The sequence below is a fragment of the Pseudoalteromonas sp. SR45-6 genome (assembly GCF_014163545.1).
Lineage (GTDB): Bacteria > Pseudomonadota > Gammaproteobacteria > Enterobacterales > Alteromonadaceae > Pseudoalteromonas > Pseudoalteromonas rhizosphaerae.
On record NZ_JACJDM010000045.1, the window covers coordinates 1 to 11,314 of the forward strand.

An 11,314-nucleotide genomic window follows, 5' to 3' on the forward strand; every position below is an offset into this window, starting at 1 on the left:
TGAGTGAGCTTTCGCCCACCCTAGCCATTCTATTAACACCAATTACATTAAATTAGTTAGCTATTTAATACCAATCTACATAAATATTTAACCATTCTAGCGAGCTAAATAAAGCGCTAACTGCGTTATAATTTTTTCAAGTAGAACAACTACATGTCAAAATTTACGCCTTGTTATCACTGTCTTTATCTGTCGCTATAAATGGTCAGTAACTTAACACGATTGGTATAATTCGCTATGATAATCATATTTTTAATAAAATGAGAATTCTTAACTGATTTCACCGCTAATCGCATATTTTAATACCCAATGCTTTACCGGTCCGGTTTTATTTGCCATTTTCAAAAACTGACTGCGTGCCCACTGCAATGGAGTTAGTTGATTAGAAAAACCAAAATAACAAGCGTCCATCATACTCATCATTAACAAATTTGCTTTGCGTCTAGTTTGCTCATATTGTTTAAGATATTGTGCAGCACCTATATCGTCTGCATTTTTTAATATATCAGCAAGTGCTACGACATCTTGAAAACCTAAGTTAACCCCTTGCCCAGCGAGCGGATTAATCGTATGCGCTGCATCACCAACCAGCACGATACGGCCATCTGAATAGCTGTTGGCATGTTGGCGGGCTAACGGAAATACAGCATGCTCTATGATATCAAAGTCCCCATCTAAGGGCGGGAAATGTGCAAGCAGTTGCTGTTTTAATTCGCTTGCTGAGAGTTGCTGCCATTGCTTTAAGTGCTTTGCATCGTGGTAACAAATTAAATTGGCGTATGGCGCCTGCATAGGTAAAAAAGCTACCGGACCTGTGGGCTTAAACTGCTGCCATGTTTTTACTTGTTGCGCAGCGTCTAGTTTTATTAATACTCCCATACAATGCTGACCATATTGCCAACCCGTAACACCAATACCTGCCTGTTGACGTAATAACGATTGCCCACCATCTGCAGCAACAACTAAATCAGCTGTATATTGCTGCTCTCCATAATGCAATGTCACTTGCTGTTCGCTTTGCTCAATTGCGGACAATGATTGAGGTGTTTCAATCACTTCGATATTGTGCTGTGCAAACTGTTGCCAGATACTCGCTTGAATTAAATTATTTTCAATTAAGTGGCCTAAATGAGTGGTATTAATATCGTGACAATCAAACAAAAGGTTATCGCCCGTTCGTTCAAACGCTTCGAGCTGTTGATATGGGGCATGTCGATGCACTCGTAAAATAGGCATAGCGCCTAAGTCATCTAATAAGTTTTCTGAAAAACGATTGATAGCAGATACACGAATATCAACTTTTTCACTTGCCAATACAGCATCAGCATCAATTATCTGCTGCTCAATCACTGTTACTTGGCATCCTTGTTTAGCGAGTTTAACTGCTGTGGCTGCACCAACCATGCCGCCGCCAACAACAATAACCTTGTTTTTCATCATTTTTAGTCACTAATTTGGTTATTTTCAGTGCGCTTGATTGTATCGTACTTCTGTTTACAAGTGCGAGTGAGTTTCATCTTAATCAACCATAAAACGCACTTTGTTTGACTTCAATTCACAAACATAAAAACTATACTTGGATCTAGACGGGTATCCAGCTAAAATACGCGTCCTTTAAGTAAGCGAAAGTGCCGCTTATCCTGTTTAGCGCACAACCGTGCCACTACCGAATTGAAAACGAGGCTATATTTCAATGAGTAAAAAGCTGCATATTAAAACCTGGGGTTGTCAGATGAATGAATACGACTCTCAGAAAATGGCTGATCTTCTCGATGCAACCAACGGCTACCAGTTAACTGATGAAGCTGGGGATGCAGATGTTATCCTACTCAATACCTGTTCAATTCGCGAAAAAGCGCAGGAAAAAGTATTCCATCAACTAGGCCGTTGGAAATTACTCAAAGATGACAAACCCGATCTGATCATCGGTGTTGGTGGCTGTGTTGCGTCACAAGAAGGCGATTCAATTCGCCAACGCGCACCATTTGTTGACGTTATTTTTGGCCCTCAAACATTGCACCGTTTACCTGAAATGATCAAACAAGTGCAAGGTAACAAAGGCAGCTCTGTGGTTGATATTTCATTCCCAGAGATTGAAAAGTTTGACCGTTTACCAGAGCCAAAAGCAGACGGTCCTTCTGCATTTGTATCTATTATGGAAGGGTGCTCTAAATACTGTACCTTCTGCGTAGTACCTTACACGCGCGGTGAAGAAGTCAGCCGCCCGCTTGATGATGTATTATTAGAAATTGCTCAACTTGCAGAGCAAAATGTTCGTGAAGTAAACCTACTAGGTCAAAACGTAAATGCTTATCGCGGCGAAACTCACGATGGTGAAATTTGTTACTTCTCAGATTTAATTCGTTATGTTGCAGCTATCGACGGGATTGACCGTATTCGCTACACCACGTCGCACCCGGTAGAGTTTACACCAGACATCATTGACGCTTATGCCGACGTACCTGAATTAGTCGATCACTTACATTTACCAGTACAAAGCGGTTCGGATCGTATTCTTAATTTAATGAAACGTGGTCACACTGCTATTGAGTACAAATCAACGATTCGTAAATTACGTAAAATTCGCCCTAATTTAAGTATGTCGTCAGATTTTATCATTGGTTTCCCAGGTGAAAGCGCCGCTGACTTTGAAGCGACGATGAACCTTATCAATGATATTGGTTTCGATATGAGCTTTAGCTTTATCTACAGCGCACGCCCGGGTACGCCAGCGGCTGATTTGCCTGATGATGTCAGCGAGCAAGAAAAGAAAGAGCGTTTATACCTACTACAAAACCGTATTACTCAAATGGCGCAACAGATCAGTCGTCAAATGTTTGATACTGAACAACGCATCCTAGTTGAAGGTCCATCCAAGAAAAATCCGATGGAGCTACGTGGCCGTACTGAAAACAACCGCGTAGTAAACTTTATTGGCCCACACACAGTGATCGGTCAGTTTGTTGATGTACGTATAACTGAGGCACTGCCAAACTCTTTACGCGGTGACTTAATTCGTACAGAATCCCAAATGAACTTACGCCGTGCGGTTGCTCCTGCTGATATTTTAAGTAAAGCAGCACAACCAGAGCCGCAAGCCACCCCTGATGAATTAGGTGTTGCAACTTTCGTTCCTTAGGCGAAACTTACTGTGCCAGCCTCGCTGGCACATCAAAACAGGAAGCAATTTTGAGTAATCAATTAAAAAAATTAGAGATTTATTTAGAACCCTCCGACAACAAACGTCTTTCATCTTTATGTGGCCCGTTTGACGAAAACATCAAACACATTGAACGCCGCTTAGGTGTTGAAATTACTCATCGCGATAACTATTTTAAAATCACCGGTAAAACCACCAGCGCGTTTGCAGCGATGGAAATCCTCAAAGACTTATATGTCGAAACTCAGCCAGTACGCGGTGTTATTACTGAAATTGAAGCAAATACCGTACATTTAGCCATTAGTGAGTCAAATGCATTAGAGCAAGATGAGCTAAACGAATATGGCAAAGAGGTGATGATCAAAACTCGTCGTGGCGTAATAAAACCACGTAACGACAATCAAGGTCATTATGTATCGAATATATTTCGTCACGATATCACCTTTGGTATAGGGCCTGCTGGCACAGGTAAAACCTACCTAGCTGTCGCCGCAGCAGTTGATGCTTTAGAGCGTCAAGAAATACGGCGTATTTTATTGACCCGCCCTGCTGTTGAAGCCGGTGAAAAACTGGGGTTTTTACCAGGTGATTTAAGTCAGAAAATCGACCCATACCTGCGCCCATTGTACGATGCCTTATTTGAAATGCTCGGCTTTGAAAAAGTCGAAAAGCTGATGGAACAAAATGTCATTGAAGTCGCTCCACTTGCCTTTATGCGTGGTCGCACACTTAACGATGCCTTTATTATTTTAGATGAAAGCCAAAATACCACGGTTGAACAAATGAAAATGTTCTTAACCCGAATTGGTTTTAATTCAAAAGCAGTGATCACCGGCGACATTACCCAAGTAGATTTACCCCGTGGTGCGCGCTCAGGGCTTCGTCACGCCATTGAAGTACTTAGCGATGTAGACGAAATAAGCTTTAACTTCTTCCAATCACAGGACGTGGTGCGCCACCCTGTCGTGGCACGTATTGTTGAAGCCTACGAACGTAACGATGAAGCAGAACGACTCAAACGCGCCGAAAAACAACGTGCTAAAGACTTGCTCGCAAACCAAGAGCAAGCGCAACCTTCGACTAAAGAGTGATGCCGTGAACACTGAACTTGATTTACAAATAGCCTGCGAGTTTGATAACTTGCCTAGTCTTGAGCAATTTGCGCTGTGGGCTAATAAAGTGCTTAGTCAATACCGTGACGAATCAGAGCTGAGTATTGTTATTGCTGATGAAGAGCAAAGCCAACAACTCAATAATGACTACCGTGGTAAAGATAAACCAACCAATGTGTTGTCGTTTGAATTTGAAGCGCCAGCAGGTATAGAGCTACCTTTGGTGGGTGATTTAGTTATTTGCCCAGCCATAGTGTTAGCTGAATCAATAGAGCAAGAAAAGTCATTTCATGACCACTTTGCCCATATGGTGATCCACGGATGCTTGCATTTACTTGGATTTGACCATATAAAGGATGAAGATGCGACAGAAATGGAAAGCATTGAAAAGCAATTGCTTGCCGAATTAGGCATAGCAGACCCATATCGGGACGATATTTAAATTTACGGAGCAAGTAGACGCAATGAGCGACGATAACTCGCAGACTAGCCAGGGTTCTTCTGGCAAGACCTGGTTGGGTAGAATTACCCAAATGTTGCAAGGGGAACCCCAGAATAGAGAAGAGCTGGCTGAAGTAATTGCCGATGCGCAAGTTCGGGATGTCATTGATCCTGAAACCAAAGAGATGATCGAAGGTGTGCTCGGTGTGTCAGAGTTAAAAGTGCGAGATATTATGATCCCGCGCTCACAAATGATCACGCTCGAAGTGGAAGCGCCGCTAGAAGAACTCATTCCAATGATGGTCGATTCAACTCATTCACGTTTTCCAGTGGTGTGTGAAGATAAAGACCACATTGAAGGCATTTTACTAGCAAAAGATCTATTACCACTGATCCTCAATAAAGATGATCTACTGCCATCATTACGTGATTATTTACGCCCAGCCGTTGTTGTGCCAGAAAGTAAGCGTGTTGATACGCTACTTAATGAGTTTCGCCAACAGCGTTACCATATGGCGTTAGTAATTGATGAATACGGCGGTGTATCTGGTTTAGTAACCATAGAAGATATTCTTGAGCTCATCGTCGGTGAAATTGAAGATGAACACGACGAAGAAGAGCAACTAGATATTCGTCAACTTGCAAAGCATGTGTTTGTTGTTCAAGCACTTACTCCTGTTGATGATTTTAACGAATATTTTAAAACTGGCTACAGCACGCAAGACGCTGATACCATCGGTGGTACTGTTTTACACGCCTTTGGGCATATGCCTGGCCGTGGTGAAATAATTGATATAGATGGCTTACAATTTAAAGTAACCAATGCCGATAATCGTCGATTATTGCAATTACAGGTTACAGTGCCAAAGGCTGATGATAACGACAGTGAAGACACTTCTGACTAACTGCCTGCATTTAGCAAAAGATAAAAAAGCATGGCTCGCACTGGTTGCGGGCCTCTTTTTAACCTTGTGTTATGCCCCTTTTGAGATTTGGCCCCTCACGTTCGCCTGTTTAGCATTAGCGATATACAGTACCCACACACATAATTCTGGGCAGCAATATGGCAAACTAGCCAGTAAACGCGCCGCCAAATATGGTTTTATATTTGGCCTCGGTTGGTTTGGCGCAGGTATCAGTTGGGTGCATGTCTCCATTGCCACCTTCGGCGGTATGCCACTGGTAGCCTCAGTGTTACTGATGGTGCTGTTATGTGCTTATTTAGCTATCTACCCGGCTTTAGCCTTTATGTTTGCCACACGCTTTGCCAGCGGCCCTAGTAGCTACGGTTTATTATTACTCTCAGGCTTTGCTGTCACCGAATACTTACGCGGTGTGGTACTCACCGGCTTCCCTTGGCTAAGCTTTGGTTATACTCAAACCGATAGCCCACTTAATCTACTCGCTCCAGTAATTGGTGAGTTTGGCTTAACCCTTGTATGTATCGCGATTGGTTTTGCGCTCTATCGCCTGCTGTTTATTAGAGACTTTAAAGCCACAGCAGCCACTGTAATTAGCATCGCTGTACTATTCGCTATTACTCACTACACGCGCAATAACAGTTACAGTGATAAAACGATTAGCGCCTTACTGGTACAAGGTAATATCAAACAGCATCTGCGCTTTGACCCGAGTGAATTTTGGACCACAATGAGTAAGTACCAAGATATGACTCGACCACACTGGGATGCCGACTTAATCGTTTGGCCAGAAGCTGCAGTGCCTGAAATAGAAGCACTTGCAGATAGCTATTTAGCAGGCTTAGATAGCGCAGCCTCATTTAACAATACTGCTCTCATTACAGGTATTGTTGACTATCAGCGCGACACTAAAGCAATCTTCAACACATTAATTGTACTTGGTAATAAAGAGCAGGGTGACGAACATGGTCATTATCAATACTTAGGTAAAAACCGTTACCAAAAACACCAATTACTTCCCATTGGTGAGTTTGTGCCATTTGAAGATATATTGCGCCCTATCGCGCCATTATTTGACCTACCCATGTCATCGTTCACTCGCGGCGACCAAGTTCAAAATAACTTACGTGCTAATGGCTTAAATATATTACCGGCTATTTGCTACGAAATCGCTTTTGCTGATTTAGTGCGTGGTAATTACCACAATGATTCGGATATTTTATTTACTGTAAGTAATGATGCCTGGTTTGGTGCCTCCCACGGCCCCCACCAGCACATGCAAATAGCCCGTATGCGCGCCCTTGAATTGCAACGCCCGCTTATTCGTGTGACCAACAATGGTATCAGCGGCGTATACGACCCAATCAGTCAAATTCAAGTCAGCATGCCACAATTTGAAGCCGACACCCTTAAAGTTAATATCAAGCTAATCCAAGGCGACAGCATCTATAGTCAATACGGTAACTTGCCTGTGTGGTTATTTATTTTTAGCATTACAATCGCAGCATTAATCGTAAAATTTAAATATAAAGATAATCATCGTTAAATATATTCACTAAAAGTAATCACATAATTGATATATTTCATCTACATCAATTGTCGTAAATATAATAACAAGGAAGTCGTATGTTATGGATTAACACCCTATGCAAACAATCAATTACACAGAACATGGCCAGAGTCAGGCATTTTATTCTGTTCGTATTGATGGTTACTATCCCCTCCTTGGGTTTAGCCGCTCAATATGAAGTCAGTTCCAAGGATGAGTTACAAGCTCAATATCAGTTATTACTAGAGTTAAAAGCTGAAAATGCTGTTTCAGAGAATGTGTTTACTGAAAAATCTACTTTTTTACATCAACAAGCACAAACGAACTTTCATTTTGACTTAGACAGTGGAACATACACCTCCGACATACCGATTGGTAATGCCCATCAAATTAGCAAACAACCTTCACCAATATCTGACACCGAGCAGCGTATTGATAGTTTCACTACCGCGCTATATGCTATTTCAGCTTTGTTATTATTGGCCTTAATTGGCAAAATCATGTCGTCTTTCCCACCATTACTCAACGAACTTTTGATTTACGGCGCGTCCATCATTTCGCTCATTTTTTTCCACTACGAATATTGGCTACTGGTTGCAGGATTCTCTTTAGGCAGCATTGTTAGCTATTCGGTGCTAAGTCGCATTAGTGACGATAAAGAAGAAGCTAAATGGGTAGGTTGGCCATTAGCTATTACATTCGCAGCGCTGGCCTTAATATTTGATAACAGCATCTTTGGGTTTTGCAGTGTATTAGCCTTGTTATCAACTTTTGGTTTTATGATATTAGTTGCTCCAGGTAGAGTAACCGTCGGCAGCCAAGATGAACGCGTTGCACAATCTGTTTATTTAACTGCGCTTAGTTTTACGTTAACTCTATTAGCTTGGTTAGTATTTTATACCGATTGGTTCGCGCCTTTACTCGAACTAAGGCAGCCTCTACAATCTTTTGAACTTGGTATGCTCACGTTACTGCCACTTGCTTATTTTTCAGGGATCTCCCAACTTAGCTTTTTCTTATTAAAAGAAAAACCTTGGCTACGCTTTAGCGCTGAGCTTATCGGTTTAATTAGTGAAATAGCAGTGGTCACAATTGCGCTGTTATATAAACTTGATACCATGTTTTGGATAGGCGCATTATTTTTGATGTGGAACTTTCTGGACAAGTTTTATCGTCTGATTTATAAACATGTTAGCTATGTTTCAGCGTGTACACTATTCGCGCTGTTTTTTGCCGGCATTAGCGCACTCATAAAATCAAATATCGATGTTATTATGCCTTATTTAGAGTTTTTAGGACTGTGAACCTCACTAAATGCCCTATTTTTCATAAATAGGGCATGCTCTGTATATTAATCCTTTCTATAAAACTTACTTAGAGTCTAACTATCTATTTAACAATCGCTTTAACTGTCTCTTCATTTATTAGCTGATTTATACTGCCTTTAATAACCACAGTTGCTGATATTTTATCTTGAATGGCTTGGCGGTTCGGATCCCAATAAACTTGTAAAAAACCTAGTAACCCAGTTGCAAACCCTGCGCCGTAGCCACCGTATCGGCCAAACGCATCCCATAAACTTAAATCTTCGCCACTAAGTGCGACAACTCGGATATTGCATACTTTTTTACCCGGTGTTTGGCCACGCCAAAGCAGCGAAAATAATGTAAAATATACAGCAGCCCAACCAAAGCCAAGACCTAAATCTTGAATGATTCCTTTGCCCCACTGTAAAATACTATTCACAGGTGCAGCTTTAACAGGTGCGTCTTCAGGTGCAGAAGTCTGCTCATCAGCTTCAACCATTACTTTCAATAATAATCGGGCAACCTGATCGTTATCAGATTCATCTATTTCAGCCAATTGTGGCACTTGAGTAACTAAATTAGCAAGCGCATTGCTTTGACAAGCCTGATCGCAATTTTGACTTGGTGCTGTTTGCATTAAATAAGTATTTATCTGTTGTTTTTCCTCTGCATTTAATGGTGTTTCGCGTTTAATTCTTATCCCTTGAATCGCAGTATCATCCTCAAAAAAATCGATTGCGATTGCAAGCACTGAGAGTGAACTTATAAATAATATACTGGCAGCAGTTATTTTTAATACTCTTCGCCAAACAGTCGACATTGTTGGTAAGTATTTTTGCGCTGTGCCTTTATAAAAAGCCATTGCAGCTACAAATGCGATTACAGCAGCACTGATCTTAGCCGCGAGAAAAATTAGCGCTACATCGATTACCATCGCGAGCGCGCGGCGAGTCGGTGAAGCAAGTGGCAGTCCCAATAATGCTTGATCTATTTTAAATGCATAGGGCGTAATAACTTCCTTAGTTTCAGCAGCTGTTAATGCTAATTGTTCTATTTGTTTCGCTTTCATTTACGCCTTTGTCCTTAAAATTAAATAGGTATCTTTATTTAGATTGTTATTGAGAGCAGCCTATAGCTCAAACCATCAAAGCTAGATTATCTATAAATGGTTTATTTTCTTCATTTATCACACGAATTATTTCTTTGTGTAAACGTTTTTTGTGCTCAGCAAAAATGGCGCGCTTTTTATCAAATGTAGCGGCAAACGCCATTGCGTCCGCTAATAGGCTATCTTGGTCTGTTGAGGCTTTTTCTATAACGTGATCAATTGCAAGTTCTGCTCCAGAGACGCGACGCCCTGTCAGTTTCATTTCGTTAAAGCGATAGTAAGGGATCGCTTTTTTCACAAAAGCAATCATGCCAGGTAAAAATGGGATCGATAAATCCACTTCAGGGAAGCAAAAAAAGCCGCGATCGCCGCGCATAAATCTAAAGTCACACGCGCACGCTAAAATTGCACCGTTACCAAAAGCATGACCATTAATGGCAGCGATCACTGGCATAGGAAAAAGCAGTAAGGTTTTAAATACATCGTCCATATCGTACATAAAACCACGTATTTCATCGGCCTTTTTTGCTTGCATAGCAGGTAACAACCAATCAGTATCAATGCCTAAACTCCAACACTTATCATCATTTGAGGTGATCACTAGCGCTTTGTGGTTTTGGTTTTCAACAACCTCTGCTAACGCTTGTTTTAGTTGATGTGCAAAATGTGGATTTTGGCGGTTTTCGCCGTTTGTTAAGGTTAAAACCGCAACTGTATTGTGGGTGGCTAACGTCATCATTGTCATCAGGAGGCCTTTCATTGTAGAGAGTCACGGTGCGCACTTTGTATTATTTTTTTACAACGTGATAAATAAGTTAAATATATAATGCCATGCTTAGCGCTTAAATAACTAGAATAACTGTTTAAAAAATAAGTATTACTATTAATCTTGTGTTCTTTGTTATGAATAATCTAAAAGGTTGTTATACAAGTAACGATCCATAACAATGGTTACAACATACTTTGGCTATTTGCTAGGGCTATCAAAGGAGAATGTATGAGTAATGTAGCTATTGTTGTCGGTGCAACTGGCTTAGTGGGCAGTCACTTAGTTGAAGAATTAATTATGGCAACTCATATCAGTAAAGTTATAACCCTAACGCGTCGCCCTATTAGTTATAACAGTGACAAAGTCGTTAATCATGTAGTGGACTTTAACCATTTAGCTCAACACGCTGCGCTTTTTAAAGCGGATATATTATTTTCATGTTTAGGCACCACCAAAAAAGCCGCTGGCTCTATTGCCGCTCAGCGTAAGGTTGATTTTTATTATCAGTTAAAAGTCGCTGAACTTGCTGCAAAACACGAAGTACACCATTACTTGCTAATATCCTCCAGTGGTGCAAATGCCAATAGTGGTAACACATATTTACAAATGAAAGGTGAACTTGACAATACTGTCAAAGAACTGCCATTTAAACGCATTAGTATTATTCAGCCATCGTTATTACTTGGCGAGCGTAATAACGAATTTCGTATTGGTGAAAAGCTTGGCAGTGTATTGTTACCAATTTTATGTATGCTACCTGGTTTAAGAAAGTATCGCCCTATCACGGGCAAACAAGTTGCCTTAAAAATGTGTAATATCAGTAAACAATCAGGTGATGGTGTTGAATATTTTAGATTAGATGAACTATTTAACAGTTAAACTTCAGTACGTATTTTATACGTTCCTTTTCGCCATAAATGGCGACCGGCAAATTTAAATACGAACTTC

10 protein-coding genes are annotated in these 11,314 nt (G+C 40.9%); 7 read left to right on the top strand and 3 right to left on the bottom strand.

Annotated elements, in window-relative coordinates:
* Nucleotides 1-270: 270 nt before the first annotated feature.
* Nucleotides 271-1,440 (bottom strand): FAD-dependent oxidoreductase, encoded by a 1,170-nt coding sequence (locus H5158_RS16850; protein WP_182740482.1) that lies wholly within the window; start codon nt 1,438-1,440, stop codon nt 271-273.
* Nucleotides 1,441-1,693: 253 nt separating this feature from the next.
* Here H5158_RS16850 and miaB point away from each other — a divergent pair, with 253 nt between their 5' ends.
* From miaB to H5158_RS16880, 6 genes are all read left to right on the top strand, one after another.
* Nucleotides 1,694-3,139, top strand: a complete 1,446-nt coding sequence (gene miaB / locus H5158_RS16855; RefSeq protein WP_145240625.1) for a tRNA (N6-isopentenyl adenosine(37)-C2)-methylthiotransferase MiaB — start codon at nt 1,694-1,696, stop codon at nt 3,137-3,139.
* A 50-nt stretch (nt 3,140-3,189) separates the two neighbouring features.
* On the top strand, nt 3,190-4,251 hold the full coding sequence (locus H5158_RS16860) for a PhoH family protein (protein WP_145240623.1): 1,062 nt from the start codon (nt 3,190-3,192) through the stop codon (nt 4,249-4,251).
* 4 nt (nt 4,252-4,255) lie between these two features.
* The gene (gene ybeY / locus H5158_RS16865) at nt 4,256-4,714 is read left to right on the top strand and encodes an rRNA maturation RNase YbeY (protein WP_145240621.1); all 459 of its coding nucleotides are present in this window, start codon (nt 4,256-4,258) and stop codon (nt 4,712-4,714) included.
* Nucleotides 4,715-4,736: 22 nt separating this feature from the next.
* On the top strand, nt 4,737-5,618 hold the full coding sequence (gene corC / locus H5158_RS16870) for a CNNM family magnesium/cobalt transport protein CorC (RefSeq protein ID WP_149980717.1): 882 nt from the start codon (nt 4,737-4,739) through the stop codon (nt 5,616-5,618).
* The gene (lnt, locus tag H5158_RS16875) at nt 5,599-7,179 is read left to right on the top strand and encodes an apolipoprotein N-acyltransferase (RefSeq protein WP_182740483.1); all 1,581 of its coding nucleotides are present in this window, start codon (nt 5,599-5,601) and stop codon (nt 7,177-7,179) included. Before corC ends, lnt begins: the two co-directional genes overlap by 20 nt.
* A gap of 80 nt (nt 7,180-7,259) precedes the next feature.
* The gene (locus H5158_RS16880; protein WP_182740484.1) at nt 7,260-8,486 is read left to right on the top strand and encodes a hypothetical protein; all 1,227 of its coding nucleotides are present in this window, start codon (nt 7,260-7,262) and stop codon (nt 8,484-8,486) included.
* A gap of 85 nt (nt 8,487-8,571) precedes the next feature.
* On the opposite strand, the gene H5158_RS16885 is transcribed toward H5158_RS16880, so the two are convergent.
* Both H5158_RS16885 and H5158_RS16890 read right to left on the bottom strand, forming a co-directional pair.
* Nucleotides 8,572-9,558 carry an RDD family protein gene (locus H5158_RS16885; RefSeq protein WP_149980720.1) on the bottom strand — a complete coding sequence of 329 codons (987 nt, stop codon included), beginning with the start codon at nt 9,556-9,558 and terminating at the stop codon, nt 8,572-8,574.
* 67 nt (nt 9,559-9,625) lie between these two features.
* The gene (locus tag H5158_RS16890) at nt 9,626-10,342 is read right to left on the bottom strand and encodes an enoyl-CoA hydratase/isomerase family protein (protein WP_246175492.1); all 717 of its coding nucleotides are present in this window, start codon (nt 10,340-10,342) and stop codon (nt 9,626-9,628) included.
* Nucleotides 10,343-10,594: 252 nt separating this feature from the next.
* Here H5158_RS16890 and H5158_RS16895 point away from each other — a divergent pair, with 252 nt between their 5' ends.
* Complete coding sequence (locus tag H5158_RS16895) at nt 10,595-11,245, top strand: NAD-dependent epimerase/dehydratase family protein (protein WP_182740485.1); 651 nt, start codon at nt 10,595-10,597, stop codon at nt 11,243-11,245.
* The last annotated feature ends 69 nt before the right edge of the window (nt 11,246-11,314 follow it).

What these genes read in the sequence shown, in the direction of transcription:
- H5158_RS16850 (WP_182740482.1), bottom strand. Translation starts at nt 1,440, where the DNA reads ATGATGAAAAACAAGGTTATTGTTGTTGGCGGCGGCATGGTTGGTGCA.
- miaB (WP_145240625.1), top strand. Translation starts at nt 1,694, where the DNA reads ATGAGTAAAAAGCTGCATATTAAAACCTGGGGTTGTCAGATGAATGAA.
- corC (WP_149980717.1), top strand. Translation starts at nt 4,737, where the DNA reads ATGAGCGACGATAACTCGCAGACTAGCCAGGGTTCTTCTGGCAAGACC.
- H5158_RS16880 (WP_182740484.1), top strand. Translation starts at nt 7,260, where the DNA reads ATGTTATGGATTAACACCCTATGCAAACAATCAATTACACAGAACATG.
- H5158_RS16885 (WP_149980720.1), bottom strand. Translation starts at nt 9,558, where the DNA reads ATGAAAGCGAAACAAATAGAACAATTAGCATTAACAGCTGCTGAAACT.
- H5158_RS16890 (WP_246175492.1), bottom strand. Translation starts at nt 10,342, where the DNA reads ATGACAATGATGACGTTAGCCACCCACAATACAGTTGCGGTTTTAACC.
- H5158_RS16895 (WP_182740485.1), top strand. Translation starts at nt 10,595, where the DNA reads ATGAGTAATGTAGCTATTGTTGTCGGTGCAACTGGCTTAGTGGGCAGT.